Source organism: Bacteroidota bacterium (assembly GCA_017303905.1).
In the GTDB taxonomy this organism is placed as follows: Bacteria; Bacteroidota; Bacteroidia; order B-17B0; family Aurantibacillaceae; genus JAHEYG01.
The window spans coordinates 46,885-66,503 of record JAFLBH010000002.1 but is presented as its reverse complement, the minus strand read 5'-3'; the positions used below and the strand labels follow the sequence as shown (position 1 = coordinate 66,503).

General features: G+C 35.0%; 21 protein-coding genes. 8 read left to right on the top strand and 13 right to left on the bottom strand.

Annotated elements, in window-relative coordinates; all coding sequences use genetic code 11:
• The first annotated feature begins 15 nt into the window (after positions 1-15).
• From ligA to ric, 8 genes are all read left to right on the top strand, one after another.
• Positions 16-2,040: an NAD-dependent DNA ligase LigA gene (gene ligA / locus J0L69_08100; GenBank protein ID MBN8693143.1), complete on the top strand. Its 2,025-nt coding sequence runs from the start codon at positions 16-18 to the stop codon at positions 2,038-2,040.
• A 6-nt stretch (positions 2,041-2,046) separates the two neighbouring features.
• Positions 2,047-2,913, top strand: coding sequence for a hypothetical protein (locus J0L69_08095; GenBank protein ID MBN8693142.1), 867 nt, complete (start codon positions 2,047-2,049; stop codon positions 2,911-2,913).
• 2 nt (positions 2,914-2,915) lie between these two features.
• Entirely contained in the window at positions 2,916-3,719 is an 804-nt protein-coding gene (locus J0L69_08090) for a DUF3108 domain-containing protein (GenBank protein MBN8693141.1), read from the top strand.
• A gap of 99 nt (positions 3,720-3,818) precedes the next feature.
• Positions 3,819-4,253: an Rrf2 family transcriptional regulator gene (locus J0L69_08085; GenBank protein ID MBN8693140.1), complete on the top strand. Its 435-nt coding sequence runs from the start codon at positions 3,819-3,821 to the stop codon at positions 4,251-4,253.
• 60 nt (positions 4,254-4,313) lie between these two features.
• Complete coding sequence (locus J0L69_08080) at positions 4,314-4,646, top strand: hypothetical protein (protein ID MBN8693139.1); 333 nt, start codon at positions 4,314-4,316, stop codon at positions 4,644-4,646.
• Between the two features lie 4 nt (positions 4,647-4,650).
• Complete coding sequence (locus J0L69_08075; GenBank protein MBN8693138.1) at positions 4,651-5,037, top strand: group III truncated hemoglobin; 387 nt, start codon at positions 4,651-4,653, stop codon at positions 5,035-5,037.
• The gene (locus tag J0L69_08070) at positions 5,034-5,468 is read left to right on the top strand and encodes a hypothetical protein (protein MBN8693137.1); all 435 of its coding nucleotides are present in this window, start codon (positions 5,034-5,036) and stop codon (positions 5,466-5,468) included. The genes J0L69_08075 and J0L69_08070 overlap by 4 nt, the downstream gene beginning before the upstream one ends.
• Positions 5,469-5,474: 6 nt before the next feature.
• Positions 5,475-6,227, top strand: coding sequence for an iron-sulfur cluster repair di-iron protein (ric, locus tag J0L69_08065; protein ID MBN8693136.1), 753 nt, complete (start codon positions 5,475-5,477; stop codon positions 6,225-6,227).
• A 306-nt stretch (positions 6,228-6,533) separates the two neighbouring features.
• On the opposite strand, the gene J0L69_08060 is transcribed toward ric, so the two are convergent.
• The 13 genes from J0L69_08060 to J0L69_08000 form a co-directional block, all read right to left on the bottom strand.
• Entirely contained in the window at positions 6,534-7,142 is a 609-nt protein-coding gene (locus J0L69_08060; protein MBN8693135.1) for a MerC domain-containing protein, read from the bottom strand.
• Between the two features lie 3 nt (positions 7,143-7,145).
• Positions 7,146-7,472: a cation transporter gene (locus J0L69_08055; GenBank protein ID MBN8693134.1), complete on the bottom strand. Its 327-nt coding sequence runs from the start codon at positions 7,470-7,472 to the stop codon at positions 7,146-7,148.
• A gap of 12 nt (positions 7,473-7,484) precedes the next feature.
• Positions 7,485-8,615: an efflux RND transporter periplasmic adaptor subunit gene (locus J0L69_08050; protein ID MBN8693133.1), complete on the bottom strand. Its 1,131-nt coding sequence runs from the start codon at positions 8,613-8,615 to the stop codon at positions 7,485-7,487.
• A 73-nt stretch (positions 8,616-8,688) separates the two neighbouring features.
• Entirely contained in the window at positions 8,689-10,068 is a 1,380-nt protein-coding gene (locus J0L69_08045) for an efflux RND transporter periplasmic adaptor subunit (GenBank protein ID MBN8693132.1), read from the bottom strand.
• Entirely contained in the window at positions 10,065-11,255 is a 1,191-nt protein-coding gene (locus tag J0L69_08040) for a TolC family protein (GenBank protein ID MBN8693131.1), read from the bottom strand. Before J0L69_08040 ends, J0L69_08045 begins: the two co-directional genes overlap by 4 nt.
• Positions 11,256-11,344: 89 nt before the next feature.
• Entirely contained in the window at positions 11,345-13,240 is a 1,896-nt protein-coding gene (locus J0L69_08035; protein ID MBN8693130.1) for an efflux RND transporter permease subunit, read from the bottom strand.
• A 24-nt stretch (positions 13,241-13,264) separates the two neighbouring features.
• Positions 13,265-14,527 (bottom strand): efflux RND transporter permease subunit, encoded by a 1,263-nt coding sequence (locus J0L69_08030; protein MBN8693129.1) that lies wholly within the window; start codon positions 14,525-14,527, stop codon positions 13,265-13,267.
• A gap of 103 nt (positions 14,528-14,630) precedes the next feature.
• Positions 14,631-14,840, bottom strand: coding sequence for a heavy-metal-associated domain-containing protein (locus J0L69_08025; GenBank protein ID MBN8693128.1), 210 nt, complete (start codon positions 14,838-14,840; stop codon positions 14,631-14,633).
• A gap of 6 nt (positions 14,841-14,846) precedes the next feature.
• The gene (locus tag J0L69_08020) at positions 14,847-17,276 is read right to left on the bottom strand and encodes a copper-translocating P-type ATPase (GenBank protein MBN8693127.1); all 2,430 of its coding nucleotides are present in this window, start codon (positions 17,274-17,276) and stop codon (positions 14,847-14,849) included.
• A gap of 84 nt (positions 17,277-17,360) precedes the next feature.
• Complete coding sequence (locus J0L69_08015; protein ID MBN8693126.1) at positions 17,361-17,924, bottom strand: helix-turn-helix transcriptional regulator; 564 nt, start codon at positions 17,922-17,924, stop codon at positions 17,361-17,363.
• A gap of 7 nt (positions 17,925-17,931) precedes the next feature.
• Positions 17,932-18,486 carry an ATP-binding protein gene (locus tag J0L69_08010; GenBank protein MBN8693125.1) on the bottom strand — a complete coding sequence of 185 codons (555 nt, stop codon included), beginning with the start codon at positions 18,484-18,486 and terminating at the stop codon, positions 17,932-17,934.
• A complete protein-coding gene (locus J0L69_08005; protein ID MBN8693124.1) occupies positions 18,467-19,075 on the bottom strand; it encodes a hypothetical protein in 609 nt (202 codons plus the stop codon). Before J0L69_08005 ends, J0L69_08010 begins: the two co-directional genes overlap by 20 nt.
• A 5-nt stretch (positions 19,076-19,080) precedes the next feature.
• Positions 19,081-19,545 carry a hypothetical protein gene (locus J0L69_08000; GenBank protein MBN8693123.1) on the bottom strand — a complete coding sequence of 155 codons (465 nt, stop codon included), beginning with the start codon at positions 19,543-19,545 and terminating at the stop codon, positions 19,081-19,083.
• Positions 19,546-19,619: the final 74 nt, after the last annotated feature.

Genomic DNA, 19,619 nt, shown 5'->3' with positions numbered 1-19,619 from the left:
TAAATCATCTAAATTATGAGTAAAGAGGCGATAAAGACGAGGATAGCAGAGCTTTCGAAGGATATTGAGGCTCATAACTATAATTATTATGTGCTGGATAAACCAAACATCAGCGATTATGATTTCGACATGATGTTGGAAGAACTCATTAAACTCGAAAAAGAGCACCCTGAGTTCGCCCTCCCTGATTCACCTACACAACGCGTGGGCGGACAAATTACTAAAGAATTTAAAAGTGTAAAGCATAAATATCCTATGCTTTCTTTGAGTAATAGTTACAGTACCGAAGACATGGAGGATTTTGATCGCCGTGTACGTGAAGGTTTAGGATTAAGTAACGATTTATTTGGCGGAGCCGTTGATTATGTATGCGAACTAAAATTCGATGGTTTATCCATTGGACTCACTTATTTAAACGGCCAATTACAACAAGCAGTAACACGTGGTGATGGCGTTCAGGGTGATGATGTAACAACCAATGCAAAAACGATACGCTCGATTCCTTTAAAGTTAAAAGGTCATTTCCCCAATGAATTTGAAATACGCGGAGAAATATTTTTACCAAGAAAGGCTTTCGATCAAATTAATAAAGAACGGGAAGAAATCGGTGAAACGCCGCTAGCTAATCCACGCAACGCTGCCTCCGGCACCATGAAAATGCAGGATTCTAAAGTGGTGGCGAAAAGAAAACTCGATTGCTTTTTGTATTTCCTATTGGGAGAACAAGTTCCACATCAAAAACATTCAGAGAATTTAGAGGCTGCAAAAACCTGGGGATTTAAAGTATCGGAGCACACCAAAGTTTGTCATGGCATTAACGAGGTATTAAAATACATAGAACATTGGGATAAAGCCCGACATCAGTTACCTTACGACATCGATGGAATTGTAATTAAAGTAAATGATTACAAGCAGCAACAACATCTGGGCTTTACGGCAAAATCACCTCGTTGGGCCATCGCTTACAAATTTAAAGCAGAGCAAGTAAGTACACAATTAGAAAAAATAACATACCAGGTTGGAAGAACCGGTGCTATCACGCCGGTCGCAAATTTGAAACCGGTTTCATTAGCGGGGACAACCGTAAAGCGGGCTTCATTACACAACGCTGATATTATAGAAAAACTGGATGTACGTGAAGGCGATTTTGTGTTTGTAGAAAAAGGCGGAGAAATCATTCCGAAAATTATTGGTGTTGATTTGACTAAACGTCCTGAGCATTTAGCAAAAACAAAATATATCACACATTGTCCGGAATGCAATACTGAACTCATCCGCCATGAAGGTGAAGCCTTGCATTATTGTCCGAACGAAAATGGATGTCCTCCACAAGTAAAAGGTAAAATGGAACATTTTGTTTCCCGTAAGGCTATGAACATTGATAGCTTAGGTGGAGAAACGATTGAACAATTATACGAAGCCGGACTACTACGAAACATTGCGGATATTTATGATTTAAAGAAAGAACAACTTTTACCTCTCGAAAGAATGGCAGAGAAAAGTGCTCAGAATTTAATTGCCGGTATTGAAAAAAGTAAAGAGGTGCCTTTTGAACGCGTTTTATTTGCCATTGGTATCAGACATGTTGGAGAAACAACTGCTAAAAAAATTGCACGCAAAGTAAAGAACGTTGATACACTCTCCTCTCTCAATAAAGAACAATTGTCAGAGATTGATGAAGTCGGCGAAACAATTGCGGATAGTATTCTTGACTTCTTTTCAAATAATGACAACAAAATAATAATTGAACGATTAAAACGAAGCGGTTTGCAGTTTGAAATAAACGAAGAGGATGTACAACCGGGAAGCGATAAACTAAAAGACTTAACCATTGTGATTAGCGGCGTATTTAGCAAACATAGTCGCGATGAATATAAAGACATGATTGAAAGAAACGGAGGCAAGAATTCAGGTTCCATCTCCAAGAAAACAAGTTTTGTATTGGCGGGTGATAATATGGGTCCGGAAAAATTAAAAAAAGCGGAAAGTTTAGGTGTAAAGATTTTAAATGAAGATGATTTTTTAGAAATGATAAAATAAAACAACATGAATCAATTTAACAACAGAAACACAAGTACCGGCAGTAAAATATTACGCGGCTTAAAATTTGGAGGATTAATTTTCATTGTTACCATCATTGGCATGTCATCGTGCAGTTATGTAAGTGTAAATGGTGATGAAGAAGCGGTATTAATTATGAAACCTTTTTTCTTTGGTCATGGTGGTGTAGATGAAACACCCGTAAGTTCAGGGCGAATCATGGTGGCCGCTACTACTGATGATGTCATTTTTAAAATTACGCCTGTTGCCTATGCAGAGAAATTTGAAAATCTGATTTCTGATGATAATGTTCCTTTAGACTTCGAAACGCATTTAACATTGCGTATACATAAAGGCAGCACACCTGATTTATATAAAAATTTCGGGTCGGATTGGTATGAGCACAATGTTTCTCCTAAATTCAGATCATTGGTACGCGATGTGGTAAGTGCATACAAAATGCAAGATTTAATTAGTAGTCGTGAAATCTTAACAGCTATTGATGAAAAATTATATAAAAGCATGGAAACTTATTTTAAGGCCATAAAGATTCCGGTTGAAATTATGCAAGTAACCATTGGTGCCGCTACTCCGCCTGATGAAGTATTAGTGGAAACACAAAAAACCGCTGCGCAAAATCAAAGTATTTTAACACAAGAAGCGCGCGCAAAAGCTGAGTTATCTCGTAAGCAAGCAGAAATCAACAAAGCCATAGCCGACGAAGCTTACAAACAACAAATGGGCATGAGCATCAGCGATTATTTAGAATTACGTCAGTTAGAAATTGAAAAAGAAAAAGTTGAACTCATAAAAGACAAACAAAACGTGTCGATTATTTTCGGAGATGTTAAGCCGGTAAAAACTATTAAATAAAAATGAAAGGTCGGAAAAAATATGTTCTTTTATTTTTTACCGTCTTTCTTGTATTTAAAAAATTTCAAGCCCAAAATCTCAGTCCTAAAATTAAAGCCTTTACCAGAGGTGAAGTTTTAGAGTACGATGTATTTTACAATTGGGGAGTTATTTGGGTGAATGCCGGCTATGTGAACTTTTCAGTAAAACACGAAACGGTTAAAGACAAAACATTGTTTCATTTTATCGGTGAAGGTTGGAGTAAAAAAAACTGGGATTGGTTTTACAAAGTGCGCGATAAATTTGAAGCCTTTAATGATACTGCTACGCTTCGCCCATTTAAATACATCAGAAACAGTAACGATGGCGGCGAATGGGTGTACAACGATGTAACTTTTGACCAACGGAATAACAAAGCCATTGGTTACATTAAAAGTAAAAAGCGCCCCACTTTAAAAATTGATACATTAAAAATTACGTCCCTTACCTTCGACCCCATGAGTATGATTTATTACGCGCGGGCATTAGACTACAATAATTTTAAAGTGAAAGATGAAATACCAATTAGCATTTTACTCGATAACGAAGTATTTAAACAAAAGATTACCTATTTAGGAAAAGAAACTATAAAAACCGAACTGGGCACATTTAATTGCATAAAGTTTAAGCCCACTTTAATCCCCGGAACCATTTTTAAGGAAGGAGATGAAATGACGGTTTGGGTAACAGACGATGACAGGAGATTACCTATAAAAGTAGAAACACCGATTGTAGTAGGTACAGTAAAGGTTTATCTAAAAAAATACAGCGGGGTTGTTACCCCTTAAAAGTGATTTTTGTCATTATGCACACAATTTAACAAATAAATAAAGGATATTTTTGTCCGAATTATAAAAACACATTACATTTGTGTAAACAAATAGATAATGTTTTCAAAAGCCTGCGAATATGCCATTAGAGCCACGATTTATGTTGCCGAGCAATCTAATCTAGGAAAAAGAGTTAGCCTTAAGGAAATTGCAGCTGCGATAGATTCACCGGAGGCTTTTACAGCAAAAATCTTACAACAATTAAGCCGCGCAGAAATAATTGATTCTGTAAAAGGTCCAAGTGGTGGATTTAGTATAGAAAAGAAAAAGGCGCACCAATTAAAAATAGGTAAAATTGTGTTGGCTATCGACGGTGATAGTATTTATAAAGGTTGCGGCTTAGGTTTTAAAGAATGCTCTGAAAAACGCCCCTGCCCTGTTCATCATAAATTTAAAAAAGTGCGTGATGAATTAAGACATATGCTTGAAACGACAAGCATTTATGAACTATCAAAAGAGCTTGAAAAGGGCTTAACATTTTTACATCGATAAAAAAATTTGAATAAATAAAGGATATAAAGGTCTTTTTATATTAATTAAAAACGTAAAATCATGAATACAACAAAAGCACAAGTGGCTACAAAGCCTAAATCACAACTAAATACCATCGGCATCGATGGTTGGTTTAATAAACAAGCGGAGAAATTTGAAAAAAGCCGATTCGGTTGGATGGCCATGTACATGACCGCTCAAAGCTGTTTAGGTTCTATAGCTTGTCTTTATATTTTACAAAATAAAGCAAGCGATATTTTACTTGTTTTGTGTGCGGTAATTACAATGGCATGCAATGCAATATTTATTGCACAAGGTCCGGGCAAATGGTGCTTGGCTTCGTTCTACTTAAGCATTTTCGCTAACTCACTCTTCATTTTAACGAATATTTAAAAACATGGGCGACATAACCAACATAAATGACATCAAATTACTTGTTGATTCGTTTTACGGAAAAGTAAGAGAAAATGAATTATTGTCGCCCATTTTTGAAAACATCATTAAAGACCGATGGCCCACACATCTTGATAAAATGTATCGTTTTTGGCAGACTGTGTTGTTAGATGAGCATACTTATTCGGGCAGTCCGTTTTTACCGCATGCAAAGATGCCAATAAGCAATCTTCACTTCGGTGTATGGTTAGAGTTATTTTTTAAAACCATAGATGAAAATTTTTCAGGTCCAAAAGCCAATGAAGCAAAATGGCGGGCAGAAAAAATGGCTGAGATGTTTGAGCTAAAAATTGAACATTATAAAAACAACCCTCAACTAAAACCGCTATGAATATTATTGTAAAAGCCCCTATTATTTTGGCAGCCGCCTATTTATGGATAGGATTTGTTGGAGCCATTAGTTTCATGGAAGCCTGGATAAAGTTCAGGGCTCCCGGCGTAAATCTGCAAATAGGTTTAGGTATTGGCCGATTGGTGTTTAATGCGCTAAACAAAGTAGAATGGATTTTAGCACTTGCAATTATTGCAGGTTATTTCTTATCAGAAAAATCATTTAGAGATTCTGATGCCATGCTGTTCTATGTTCCTCTAATTATTCTGTGTATACAATCAATCTGGCTATTACCTGCACTCGACCAACGTGCAGAAATGCACATTCAAGGTATTGATGTGCCTTCATCTCCATTACACCTCTATTATGTAATTGCAGAAATCATAAAAGTAATGTTCTTATTCGTATTTAGTTTGCAACAATTTAAATAAAAAAATATGGAAACAATTGAAAAAACAATCGGACAAATAGTAGCCGATAATTATAAAACAGCAGCCGTTTTTGAATCTTTCGGAATTGATTTTTGTTGCAAGGGTAATAAAACAATTGATGAAGCCTGTGACGAAAAGAGCATAAGTAAAACTTTACTTATACACGATTTAAATAAAGTAACCTTATTAAAAAATGAAAATAATACCAATGAAGACTACAACTCTTGGGAACCTTCCAGACTAGCAGAACACATTGAAAACAAACACCACAAATATGTGGAAGAAAAAACACCATTAATAAAACAATATCTTAATAAAATTTGTCAGGTTCACGGTCATAAACACCCGGAACTCCATACGATTAATGAGCTCTTTGGCGAATCGGCTTGGGACTTGGCTGTACATATGAAGAAAGAAGAACTTATTCTTTTTCCATTTGTAAAAAGATTAGCCTTAGTTCAGAACAAACAAACAAGTAGTTTGGGCAAACAAGCTTTCGGTAGTATTCAAAATCCGGTTGATGTTATGAAGCATGACCATACCATTGAAGGAGAACGATTCGAAAAAATCACGCAACTCACAAATAATTTCACGCCACCCCCAGACGCTTGTAATACTTATAAAGTAACTTTTGCCATGTTAAAAGAGTTTGTAAATGATTTACATCTTCACATTCACCTTGAAAATAATGTGCTATTTCCAAAAGCGATTGAATTGGAAGAAAAGTTAAGACAAACAAACTTTACAGACCGTAAATAAACTCATATTCTTTATAGGAAAATTCAGCCGGAATAACTTTCTATTCTCACTTTAGTCAAAATGTAAAATCATGACTTAAATCTGCATAAAACTAAAAAGGCACCGTAAAGGCGCCTTTTTAGTTTTTCTGCGGGCTCAAATTTACCCTGTTCGAACCAAATAACCAACGAAAACTCCGAAGAATCGAAAGAAGCCCAAATTCAGCGATTTTTAGCCGATTTAAGGGCTGTAAGCCACTTCTGCAAGGTGTTTAGGGTTGGTCAGAAATAAGGACTGTTATCGTATTTTACGGTAATTTTACCGTAATTAACAACATTTATCTCCTGCCTGAATCGGCGGACATTTTTCCGACCCGTAACTGCAATAAACGCAACAATCTCCTTTTAAAGGCTTTAGTACAGATTTACATTTTTCGCATTCGTAAAAGTAAACGCAGGCATCTGTAGGCATGATTTCTTCTTTTTTGTGTCCACAATTTGGGCAAGTCAATGTTGAATTTAATTCAACTGTCTTACCATTGTATGTTGTACAGGTTTTACAGGTCATATGTTTTTTATTTATATAGTAGTTAAGTCCCGTTGCAAACAAAAGCCCAAACATACCAATATAAAGTAATATTGTCCAATGGTCGCTGTCATAAAAGTTGTATGAAAAAATAATAAGGCCTCCTGAAATAACAGAAATGATAGTCGGCATTATATTTTTATGCGAACGATAACTAACATAAAGTCCAATAATTGATATTACTGCCATAATCTGAAAAACCCACATCGTCCATCCGCCAAATAATTCAAAGCTACCAAGTCCAAGAGCAGATGCCCCAAAGGCAAAAAGTGGGAAACAACAAGGAGAGAATATAGCCGTTAGGAAAAGCCCAAGTGTTCCAAATTTATCTATGTTACTGAGTAATTTCATGTTTTATTTTTCCCTAATATATTTACAACAATCTGGTAGCTTAATGTATTTGACTTTGGGAGCATATATGTTTTCAGTATCATGTCCAGCCAAGGCAAGTTTCTCATGAATCTTTTCCAATGAAACAGTTTTAGGATTATAGGTCAATTCAAGCATCTTGGTTTCCATATTCCAAAAAGCTTTTTTGACCCCTTTGACTTTTGCTGCTTTTTCAATCCGGGTTTTACATTTACCACAATTCCCCCATACTTTTATTTCAGCAATTACATCTTTCTTTTTTCGCTTTAAAGAATAAAGATATTCTTCTACTACAAATGGTATTATGCTCATATTGCGTCCTTTTTACATTTTGCTCATATCATGTCCTTCCATCGGATTAGCACCTTTTTTGAACATGTATTCGCTATTTAATAGATATGCGCCCGATACAACTATCGTATCTCCTTTCTTCAATCCGTGCAGAATTTGTGTGTATTCGTTTGTTTCAAGCCCAGTATGCACCATAACACTTTCAAATTTGTTATGGCCTTTTTTTACCCAAACGGAAGCTCCTTTGCCTTCTAATAAAACCGCATCGGTTGGTAGAGCTAATACAGATTTGGTATTCAGTAAAATCGAAAAATCTACTTGCATTCCAACTTTCAGACGATTGTCAAGATTGGGAACTTCAACTCTCACTAAATTAATTTGAGTTCCTGAACCTAATTCCGGATTCATAAATGTTATTTTACTTTCAACTTTTTTTTCGGTTAATCCAGGAAAACGAAGTGTAGCATTCATCCCTTCTTTAACCTTAGATAGATCATCAATAAAAACCTGTGCTTCTGCCCAAAGATTTCCATAATCAGCTACATGGTAGATACTGCCTCCTTCCATCACATAGTCTCCTTCTTTAATATCCACAGAAGAAACAATCCCCGAAACATTACTTGTAATTTTGAAAAGATCGTTGGACAAATCGGTATCATTTAGTTTTTCTATTTGTTTATCTGTTAAACCATAGAGCTTCAATTTGTTTTTTGCACTTTGTATTATTTTGTCAATATCAAACGATTCAGTTTTGAGTGAACGTTTTTTATCTAAAGCTAATTTGTACTCCCGTGCAGCTAAATTTAAGTCCTCACTGTATATTTCATAAACCACATCACCTTCTTTTATCGGTTCTCCTATGTTCTTTATGTATAGTTTATCAACTCTGCCCATTACCCTTGAACTTATAGACCATTGTTTATTTTGGTCAATGGTCAATCTTCCAGTCAATTGAATTTCATCGCCTAATTCATGTTCTGTCAGTACATCGGTTTTAATGTTCCCTAATTGAATTTGTTGATCACTAAGATTCAATCCTCCCTCATGTGTGGAGTGATCCTTCTTTACTTTTGTAAGTGGCATCTTACAAATGGGACAATTTCCCGGTTTGGATTCTATTACCTGCGGATCCATTGAACAGGTATAATATACGTCACTTTCCACCTTTTCTTCCTTTTGTGTACAAGCACCCAGTAGTAAGGTAAATAGAATTAAGGAGATAATATTTTTCATGTTTCTAGTTTTCACTTTTAATAAAACTTTCACTGTCCATTAACAATTGAGCATTCTCAGCAATAACGTCCCTTTCTGTAATTCCTGAAATAACTTCAATCATGCCATCTGCAATCACACCAGTTTGAATTTTGCAGGCCCTAAACAAATTGTTCTCCTTTAAAAACACCACTTTATTATTGCCTAAATCAACAATAGAACTAACAGGAATGAAGAGTCCTGTTAGTTCTCCTGCGTCAATAGTTGCCTTTACATTCGAACCAACTTCAATTGAATTGTTTGGGTTGGAAATGTAAACTCTTGCAGTAAGAGTATTTTGTCCTGCTCTTATTTCAGGCTCTATAAAATCAATTTTACTACCATTGGATAATTGTTTGCCGTCAACAGTAAGCAAAACATTCTGACCTTTTGAAACTATGTTTTGATTGTCAGTATAAATACTTAATAATACCCAAAGTTTTTTTGTGCTGTACACATTAAAAACAGCTTGACCTTTTTGAACATACATCCCTTCCTTAATCAAAAGTTCTTGTTGTATTTGTTCGTTCATCGAAGTCATTGTTGCTGAATTTGTTTTTTCTCCAATTAAATCATGCAAGTGTCCCGAAAACGGGCTATAAATTGTCACATATTCTATTGCCTTTTTATCTCCTTTTATTTTCTTGATTTGCTCTGCTGTTAATCCTTGAAGTGCTAAACGATCTTCAGCAGCTTTAATAAGAGCAGTATTGTCAGGATCATTTTTTAAAAGATAAATGTAATTCTCTTGTTCTGTTAGTAGTTCCTTACTATAAATATCCATTAGCTTTTGCCCTTTACTTAAAGGTTGGTATAAGTATTTGATGTACAATTTTTCAATCCTTCCCGCTACTCTTGATGATATAGTAGAAATTTCCCGTGTATCATAACTGACTTTTCCAGTGGCGTTAATCAACAAAGGAATCTTCTTTTGTTGCATACTTACCGTTTTAACCTGAGAGACCACATATCTATTAGTAGGTTTAAGTAGAATGTCTAACTCTGTATATTCTTCTTTGGTTTCCTCATTTTTCATTTCAACCAAATCCATTTTACATTTTGGGCATATTCCAGTTTTATCTTGAATAATTTCAGGATGCATAGGGCATGTATATTTCTTATCTGAAGAAGCCTCTTCTTTTTTCTCAACAAGATCCATTTTGCAAATGGGGCATTGTCCCGGTTCATCCTTTATAATTTCCGGATGCATAGGACAAGTGTACTTCTTGCCTTGGCTTGTTGCAACGTGATTTTTATGTTCACTGTTGTGGTGTTCATTCATATCGTTATGTTCTTTCTCATTCGTGCTATTGCAAGAACTAAAAATTAGAACGATAGATAATATTTTTAATAAACGCATTATCATTTTATTTCAAGTTGGTTTTCGTATTGAATTTGCAATTCAGCTAATTCCATTAGCTGGTCAATATAGTTTAATTGCATTAATTTTAAGTTTTGCCAAGCGTCCAGTACCATAAATAATTCTTCTGTATTCTGCTCATATGCCAACAAAGTTGTCTCGTAATTTTTCTTCATAGATGGAATAACAACTTTTTCAAAAAGCTCAATCTGTTGTTTTTTATTCTTAATTTTTACTTTGATATTTTCAATAGTCCCACTTACATTATTTACAAAACCTTGCTGCTCAAATTTAGCAGCTTCGATCTCATAATTTAAACCCTTCACAGTTGACTTATACATTTTAGATGACCAAGGGGCGATAGGTATTGTTACCATTGCCATTAAACTGAACTGCTGTGGCTGCTTTCCAAAGGCAAGCATGTGATCGTATTTTAAACCAAAGTCCGGGAGTCTTTTCGAGTTTTCAAATGTCTGTTTAGTTCGTAATAGGTTTTCGTTTTGCTTAAGAATCTTGAAGTCACTCCTTGCCGACATGATTGCAGCACTATCAATCAACACGTTTTCATATTCATTAAACTTTATTAAAGTATCTACATCAAAAGAGAGTTTTTTGTCACGATTCATTAAAGTATTTAATTCAATCATTTTTTGATTGATTTCTTGATTTGTCATTACCATCATAGTTTGAACGTCTCCTAACATACCCTTTGCTTTGTAATAAGCGTTGAGCTTATCCATTCCATATTTATATCTTAGCTCAGTTGACTCGATAAGGTATTTTAAAATATTCTCACTTTCCATAAGTATGGCTCTCCTTCTTTTTAGAATGACCCACTCATTGTAACTCATTTTAGCCATAGAAAAGAGTTCGTTTTTCATCGAGCCTTTCATTTCCTTTTCAATACCCGACATGCTTTTCATGTAATTTGAATTTGCATTTAACTTTTTAGGATTCATGATCATTTGTTGAGCTGACAACATAAAAGACCCCATGCCGTTTGTGTTCATTGCCGGGTCAGCCTTCCACATCTGAGGATTATAAGGAGTCATAAAGAAACCTGCGCCAACCTGTGGTGCATCCAATGCCTTTGCGCCTGTAGCATAAGTGTCATACGCATTAATTTTTGCATCGTATTTTTTCAAATCAGGTTGATTTTTTTCAATCTCATTTAAGACATTTTCAAGTGACATTACCTGTGAAAACATTTTTGATGAGTCAAGCAAAAAAACTGTAATCAGTAGAATGCTTTTTATTAAATATTTATATGTATTCATCATTTTTAATCTTCAAATTCCTGAACAATTAATTTTCCGTGTTTTCTTAGCTCGTATTCTCTTACCAATGCATAAAGGACTGGTAACACAATTAGCACAAATAAAGTGGAGGTAATCAACCCAAATACAAACGGAATAGTAATGGGCTTCATTACATCGCTTCCTGTTCCTGTTGCAAGTAAAACCGGCATTAGACCAATAATATCCACTAACACTGTCATAAGTTTTGGGCGTAGTCGTAAAGCTGCGCCATCGTAAATAGCGTCCTCAACATCTTGGCTTGTCAATTCTTTGTTTTCCGATTTCACCTTTTTTACTTTCTTAAATACTGAGTTATTCATATAGACCAACATCAGCACTCCTGTTTCGACCGCTACACCAAACAAGGCAATAAAACCTACGGCAACAGCCACAGAGAAGTTTACATTAAAGAAATGCAAAGAATACGCCCCACCAACCAAAGCAACCGGAACCGCTGACAAAACGATAAGAACTTCTCTGAAAGTATGGAAGGTGAAATAAAGTATGACCATAATTATCACAAGAACTATAGGAATTATCATAGTTAATCTCTCATTTGCCCGAACTTGGTTTTCATACTGACCACTCCATGTTAAGAAATAACCTTTAGGCAATTTCTTTATCACGCTTTCAAGTTTCTTTTTAGCATCATTTACCGTACTTCCTAAATCCCTATCTCTCACGTTGAATAACAATGTTCCTCGCAACATAGCGTTCTCAGAAGTAATCATTGGCGGGCCTTCGTTTATTTTAATTTCTGCAACAGCAGACAATGGTATTGGCCCATAATCCATTGTTTGTAACTGTAGTCTCTTTAGTTTATCAATTTTGTCCCTAAAATCCTGTGCAAATCTTACATTAACAGTAAAACGTTGTCTTCCTTCAACCGTAGTAGTTACATTCATTCCTCCTAATGCAGTTTCAATAAACATATTCACATCATCTACACTTAGGTCGTAACGACCAATTTCATCTTTTTTGATTTTTATATCCACATATTTACCTCCTACAATTGGATCAACATATAAATCCTTAACTCCATCAATTCCTTCTAATTCCTTTTTAAATTTTTGAGCAAGTTTGTTTATGGTGTCAAGACTTTGTCCATATATTTTCACCCCAACATCAGTTCTGATTCCGGTTGAAAGCATATTGATGCGGTTAATGATTGGTTGAGTCCAGCCATTAATTACGCCCGGAATTTGCATTTTCGAATTCAGGTCATTAATTATATCATCCTTGGTAAATCCTTCTCTCCATTCTTTTTGGGGCTTTAACAGAATAATACTTTCGATCATGCTTATTGGCGCATTGTCTGTTGCTGTATTTGCTCTTCCTGCTTTTCCCAATACATTTTGCACCTCCGGCACGGTCATAATTAGTTTATCCTGTACTTGCATAATTCTCTTTACCTCAGAATTTGAAACATCAGGCAATGTAACAGGCATGAATAACAATGAACCTTCATCTAAAGGAGGCATAAATTCCGTACCAAGGTTTAAAACAAGCGGAACGCTTCCTAATACCAAAGCAATACTTAATCCGATAGTAGTCTTTTTCCATTTCAAACACCACCGTATTAGCGGATTATACATCCAAAGGAAAAAGCGTGAAACAGGGTGTTTGCTTTCAGGCCTAACATTTCCTTTTAAAAACATAGTCATAAGAACAGGAACAAGGAATACTACAACGAAGGCAGATCCTATCATAGCGAAAGTTTTTGTCCACACAAGTGGGGAAAATAGTTTATGTTCCTGCCCCTCTAAAAAAAGGATCGGGCTAAATGACACCAAAGTGACAAGTATGGAATTGAACACTGCCTTTCCAATCAATTTAGAAGAATTTTCAATCTTCTTTTCTCTTTCTTCGTTTGATAACATATCAGTTAAATTATTTTGCTCAAATTAATCGTCTTCACCACTTATTGATTTTAATGCGTTTTCTACCATCACAATACCCGCATCCACTAAGTCACCAACCGCCAACGCTACACCGGCCAGCGACATAATATTAGATGTTATCCCAAACCAACTCATCATAATAAATGAAATTAAAATAGAAATTGGTATTGTGATAATTACTATCAAAGCGCTTCTTACATGAAATAAAAATATTAGTAACACGATTGCAACTACAATAATCTCTTCAATTACTGCCTCTTTTAATGTAGCTATTGTAGCTTCAATTAAATCTGACCTGTCATAAGCTGTTTTAAATTTTACACCGACAGGTAGACCTTTTTCTATTTCGGGAAGCTTTTCTTTTATTCTGTCAATGACATCTTTTGCATTCTCTCCATAGCGCATAATTACTATTCCACCAACTTTTTCTCCTTGTCCGTTCTCATCAATAATCCCTAATCTTAAATCGCCTCCCATTTGCACAGTAGCGACATCTTTTACTCGTATTGGAGTCGAATTAATAGTTTTCAAAGGAATCTCTTCAATCTCCTTAATATTTTTGATATAGCCTGAACCTTTTATGATATAACCAATATCAGATTGTTCAAATTTCCGTCCTCCAACATCGTTGTTATTTGCAGCAATTTTTTCATTAAGATCCATCAATGTTACATTATAGTATCTTAGCTTATTTGGGTCGGCAACGACTTGATATTGTCTTTGAAATCCCCCGAAAGAAGACACTTCACTCACACCTTCAACTGTTTGTAATGCAAAGCGAACATACCAATCTTGTAATGCCCGTAATTCACCTAAATCATATCCGGGTGCATCTAAAGTGTACCAATAAACATGTCCTAATCCGGTTCCATCAGGCCCAAGTGTAGGTGTTATTCCTTCAGGCAACAAACGCTGGGCATAATTCAATCTTTCTAAAACCCTTGTCCTTGCCCAATAAATATCTGCGTCATCATCAAAAATGACAAAAACGAAACTCATTCCAAACATGCTGTTAGCTCTGATGTTTTTTACTTTAGGAATACCTTGTAGGTTACTTACCAAAGGGTACGTTATTTGGTCTTCGATGATTTGCGGATTTCTGCCCATCCATTCAGTAAAAATAATTACCTGATTCTCGGATAAATCCGGAATAGCATCAACAGGGGTATTCTTAACCGCAATTATCCCATAAACAGTCACACCCGCTGCAATTAGCAGAACGATGATTCTGTTTTTTAATGCCCATGTTATGAAGTTACTTATCATCTTTTGTCTTTATTTCTTAAACGTACTACTTGCTATTTACAGCATGATTTTTTTGGGACAAATATCCACTTTATAATTCTCAAAATATTTTTAAGAACTCTTTTCATATTTTTTCTGCTTTAAATCCGGCTTTTTCTATTGTTTCGATTACTTTCTGTGCATCGATATGCGTTGTTTCAACTGTCAGAATTTTTTCAGGGTTATAGATGTCAACTTCCCACTTTTCAATCTCTGATTCGTTATTAAGCAAGGGCGTTACTTTTGCAACACATCCTGTACATTTTATATTGGTTTTGAATTTTAAAGTTTCCATGTTTTTTTAATTTATAGTTTTTAATTTAAGCCATAAGCTATTGCTTACAACACTAACTGAACTTAATGCCATTGCAGCACCAGCAATCATTGGGTTAAGAATAAATCCATTAAATGGATACAGAAGTCCGGCTGCAATTGGGATCCCTATGATGTTATAGATAAATGCCCAAAATAAATTTTGCCTGATAGTTTTTACTGTAAGCCTTGATAGTTTGATCGCCTCCGGAATGAGCATAAGATCTGAAGAAATGATTGTCATCTTGGCTACATCAATAGCAATATCTGAGCCCTTACCCATCGCAATACTAACATCTGATTGTGCTAAAGCTTGAGAATCATTAATGCCATCACCTACCATTGCCACAACTTTTCCCTTAGCCTGTAATTCTTTAATAAACTCGGATTTTTGAGCGGGTAGAAATTCCGCTTTGTAATTTATTAATCCGACTTGTTTAGCTACCGCAGAGGCTGTTTGTGTATTGTCGCCAGTAAGCATGTATACTTCTATTCCCTGATTTTGCAAATGCTCTATAGCTTTGGCTGAATTAACTTTTACTTTATCCGCTATTGCTATCACTATTAAAACCTGTTTTGAATCAGAAAAGAAAGTTACTGTTTTAGCTTCGCTTTGCAGGGCAGCTGCTTTTTCAGAATCAGCGGAATTTATTTGAATATTATTTTCGTTCATTAAAGCCTTGTTCCCTACAAAATAAGCTTGCCCATCTATAATTGCTTTAACGCCTTTACCAGTAATATTCTCAATACTATTTAATTGAATCGGAATTGTATTATCCTTTTTCAAATACTTACTTACAGCTTCGGCAAGCGGATGAGCAGATTGCGATTCAATGGCCATCAAGATTTGTTTTGATTGATCTGCACTTATTATATCCGAAATAATGAAATCAGTTACTTCGGGCTTCCCTTCTGTTATAGTTCCGGTTTTGTCTAAAATAATTGCAGTAACATTTTTTGCCAATTCAAGACTTTCGGCATCTTTAATTAATATGCCATGCTCGGCACCTTTTCCAACCCCAACCATAATAGCTGTGGGAGTTGCCAATCCTAATGCGCATGGACAGGCAATTACTAATACGGTTACCATTGAAAGTAATCCTTGTGTAAGCCCATTGTCACCACCAAAAATCCACCAAACCATTAAACTTAATATGGAAAGAGCTATTACAACGGGGACAAATATCGCTGCAATTTTATCTACAAGTTTCTGAACCGGGGCCTTACTTCCCTGTGCTTCCTGCACCATTTTTATTATTTGAGCAAGAACAGTTTCGCTTCCAACTTTAAGTGCCTTAATTTTGAAACTACCTTTTTGATTTAATGTACCGGTAAAAACTTTGTCGCCTTGTCGTTTTTCTACAGGAATAGGTTCTCCACTGATCATGCTTTCATCAACAAAGGATACGCCTTCTATTACTTCACCATCTACCGGAATTTTATCACCGGGTTTCACCAGAAGAATATTACTCATGTGTACTTTTGAAATCGGCATTTCCATTTCATGACCGCCTTCATGAATGACTGTAACAGTCTTAGGTTGTAAACCTATTAATTTCTTAATGGCTGATGACGTGTTAGACTTTGCCTTTTCCTCTAACAGCTTTCCTAATAAAATAAATGCTATTACCACTGAGGCTGCTTCAAAATAAACATGTGCATGTAAGCCTCTCTTATGCCAAAACTCAGGATAAAATGTATTAAATGCACTAAACAAATAAGCTATCCCTGTGCTTAATGCAACCAAAGTATCCATATTAGCACTAAAGTGCTTGATTTGCTTGTAAGCATTAATAAAAAAGTTCCTGCCAAACCAAAAAAGAACAGGAGTTGTTAAGACCATCATTATTTGATTTGCGTATGGCATTTCCATAAAGAACATACCAATAATGACAACAGGAAAAGAGAGTGCTACCGCCCAAATTGTTTTATTTCGTAATTCGACATAAAGATTCTGATGAATTTTCTCCTTTAAGTCGTGTGCATTTTCCTCATCAATTATCATGTCATAACCGATTGATTGTAATGCGATTTTCATTTGAGAAAGAGTTACAAGATCAGGAATGAATTCGACAGTTGCGCTTGCATTTGCAAAGTTGGAGGCTACACTAATTACACCATCTAAGGATTTCAAAATTGATTCGGTACTTACCGCACAAGAAGCACAGGTCATTCCTGTGATTGGAAAAGTTTTCTTAATACTTTCTACATCATAACCTAAATCTCGGACAGTTTTTACAATGTAACTGAATTCAGGCTTTTTAGAATTGAATTCAATAACCGCCTTATTATTATTAAAGTCTACACGATGCTTTGATATACCTTCCAATTTAGATAAACCACCATCAATAAGCATAGCGCAATGCTCGCTATCCATACCGACAAGAGGAATTTCGATTGTATTTTTTAAGGTTTCCATTATTATTATTTTTTATTCAAAGGTAGACAGGTTGGCTTACATAAATATTATGATATTTTCTTTTTAGTTTATGATATTTACTGGTTAAATTTTATCTAATGATTTTCTTTTGTTTTCCTTAATAGTTTTAAAGTAACTTGGGGTTAGACCTGTTACTTTTTTGAATTGCCCTGATAAATAAGCAACACTACTATACCCCATTTGGTCAGCAATTTCACTCAAGGAAAGCTGATTATACACAAGGAGTTCCTTTACTCTCTCTATCTTCTGTAAAATAATATACTTTTCAATAGTAGTTCCCTCAATCTCTGAAAAAAGATTACTCAAATAGTTATAATCACGTTTAAGTTTTTCCTCAATAAATTTTGAATAATTGATACGAACATCATTATCATTGTGATGAATTAGATAAATGATTTCTGTTTTTATTTTTTCTATCGTTTTGGCTTTAGAATCATCCAATATTTCAAAACCAATTTCTTTTAAGGCTATTGATAGTGCTTCCTTTTTATCGGCACTTAATTCATTATCAATAGTAATCTCACCAAGGTCAATACTTGTTGTATTAATTCCAAGTTTAGTTAACTCAAATTTCACCGCCATTTTGCAGCGATCACAAACCATATTTTTAATATAGATTACCATCATCTCCCTCCTATAAATTATTCAATATGTAATCAACTCTTTCATCCGTTGGTAACACCGGTACATGCACAACAGGAAAGGGAAGAGCCTCATAAACTTCTGTTATCAACGAATGAATTTTCTTTTGAGCCTCAGCATTTTCTTTGCGCGCGTAATCGTTTACTAATGGTAGACATTCGAGAATGAATACTTTTTTATAATAAACATTTTTCAGCGCCTCTATTAATTTTAAATCAGGCTCAAGATTTAAAAAGCGATAATAGGCAAGCGCATCAGGGATTGCACGATCAAGAAAAACCTGAACCTCAGGTGCGATTTCATTTTCTTGCTCGATTTGCATATCTAAAACTCCCAACTGAAATTCACGTTGATTTTTTCTAACCTCTTCAATAGTTCTTCCTTTTAATCGTTGAGTATCAAGAAAATGTCGGGCATGCTCCATTGTTGTGATGTAGCCTCGCTCTCTTAGTATATTTACTGTAGTGGTTTTGCCTGAACTTGGCCCACCTGTGATAACATACCAATTGGTTTGCTTTGTAGAATTATTAATGATGACTTTTTTCATTAGTGCCTTTAGTTTCAATTGAGTTTTGTAGTACACGGTTAATCTTCATTATTTTATGAAAATCATCATACTGCGTTAATTCGATATTATTATGAAAATCCATGTCTATGAGATCATGAAATTTATGATTTTCCGGAAAGGCAGCTTTAATATTGTAAATTGTAAGTTCTTGAATATTACTCTTGGCATCTTTGCTGAAATAAAAAGTAGTCTTTACGGTTGAACCGCTTTTTCCGGTGGAGCCTGAAACTACTTTAAAAATCATTATTGCTTCATTTGGATTAATTAAAGGATATTCTGAGTTATTGTAAACCCTTACAATTGAGCCATCACAATATTTAATTCCGTAAATAGAATCTTTAGGATAAGTGTAAGTTGAATCGGCATGTTTGATTGAAATCTCTTTTGGATGAAAAATCATATCAGATTTTATTTTATGTTTTTGAGTTTTGCAGTTAATAGCAAAACTTAAATTGTGCTTCGTGTAATCATCAGCGGTAAAATAAATCCCACTACTGTCTTTTTGTGAGAAAGCACAATGGGAGATAATGATTATAGCACTTATAAGTATTACGTTTATTGTTTTCATGATAGTTAATTTAATTTATTTATGTTTTCAAAATGTTTTCTTGTATCCTTTAACATACTTTTAACACACCACTTTGCGTACCATTTACCAAATAGAAAACCCAAAAGTCCTTTGTGTTTAGTGTAATTAATACCAAGTTTGGCATTAGATTTCCCATCCTTTTCAGGTGTCATTGTCAAATCCATTTCAAACCAATCAATTACTATCATTTTCGCATCTCCTACAGTACCCCATACTTTCTCTTTTCCCCCAATCCATTTGCTTACTTCAACAGTAAAATCCATTTTCATTCCCACAACTTTTCCTGTCCATCTATATTTAGTGCCTAATCCTGTTTTGTGATCGGAGAGCCATTCGATTTTCAATTTACTACCTGCCATTGCTCCACTGCTCTCTGTCATGTGTTTACCTGTATTTCTAATATCATCCATAAAAGCAAAAACCTCTTCCTGTGATCCATTAAGAATCATTTCTCATTCGTGATGTCTTGTTTTTCTATTTTTAACAGTGTCAGTTTTTATTGATTCGTTTAGTGTGTAGTGCA

Bases quoted from the DNA above. Each gene is read 5' to 3' on its own strand.
- ligA (MBN8693143.1), top strand. From the start codon at position 16: ATGAGTAAAGAGGCGATAAAGACGAGGATAGCAGAGCTTTCGAAGGAT.
- J0L69_08095 (MBN8693142.1), top strand. From the start codon at position 2,047: ATGAATCAATTTAACAACAGAAACACAAGTACCGGCAGTAAAATATTA.
- J0L69_08090 (MBN8693141.1), top strand. From the start codon at position 2,916: ATGAAAGGTCGGAAAAAATATGTTCTTTTATTTTTTACCGTCTTTCTT.
- J0L69_08085 (MBN8693140.1), top strand. From the start codon at position 3,819: ATGTTTTCAAAAGCCTGCGAATATGCCATTAGAGCCACGATTTATGTT.
- J0L69_08080 (MBN8693139.1), top strand. From the start codon at position 4,314: ATGAATACAACAAAAGCACAAGTGGCTACAAAGCCTAAATCACAACTA.
- J0L69_08075 (MBN8693138.1), top strand. From the start codon at position 4,651: ATGGGCGACATAACCAACATAAATGACATCAAATTACTTGTTGATTCG.
- J0L69_08070 (MBN8693137.1), top strand. From the start codon at position 5,034: ATGAATATTATTGTAAAAGCCCCTATTATTTTGGCAGCCGCCTATTTA.
- ric (MBN8693136.1), top strand. From the start codon at position 5,475: ATGGAAACAATTGAAAAAACAATCGGACAAATAGTAGCCGATAATTAT.
- J0L69_08060 (MBN8693135.1), bottom strand. From the start codon at position 7,142: ATGAAATTACTCAGTAACATAGATAAATTTGGAACACTTGGGCTTTTC.
- J0L69_08055 (MBN8693134.1), bottom strand. From the start codon at position 7,472: ATGAGCATAATACCATTTGTAGTAGAAGAATATCTTTATTCTTTAAAG.
- J0L69_08045 (MBN8693132.1), bottom strand. From the start codon at position 10,068: ATGATAATGCGTTTATTAAAAATATTATCTATCGTTCTAATTTTTAGT.
- J0L69_08040 (MBN8693131.1), bottom strand. From the start codon at position 11,255: ATGTCACTTGAAAATGTCTTAAATGAGATTGAAAAAAATCAACCTGAT.
- J0L69_08035 (MBN8693130.1), bottom strand. From the start codon at position 13,240: ATGTTATCAAACGAAGAAAGAGAAAAGAAGATTGAAAATTCTTCTAAA.
- J0L69_08030 (MBN8693129.1), bottom strand. From the start codon at position 14,527: ATGATAAGTAACTTCATAACATGGGCATTAAAAAACAGAATCATCGTT.
- J0L69_08025 (MBN8693128.1), bottom strand. From the start codon at position 14,840: ATGGAAACTTTAAAATTCAAAACCAATATAAAATGTACAGGATGTGTT.
- J0L69_08020 (MBN8693127.1), bottom strand. From the start codon at position 17,276: ATGGAAACCTTAAAAAATACAATCGAAATTCCTCTTGTCGGTATGGAT.
- J0L69_08015 (MBN8693126.1), bottom strand. From the start codon at position 17,924: ATGATGGTAATCTATATTAAAAATATGGTTTGTGATCGCTGCAAAATG.
- J0L69_08010 (MBN8693125.1), bottom strand. From the start codon at position 18,486: ATGAAAAAAGTCATCATTAATAATTCTACAAAGCAAACCAATTGGTAT.
- J0L69_08005 (MBN8693124.1), bottom strand. From the start codon at position 19,075: ATGAAAACAATAAACGTAATACTTATAAGTGCTATAATCATTATCTCC.
- J0L69_08000 (MBN8693123.1), bottom strand. From the start codon at position 19,545: ATGATTCTTAATGGATCACAGGAAGAGGTTTTTGCTTTTATGGATGAT.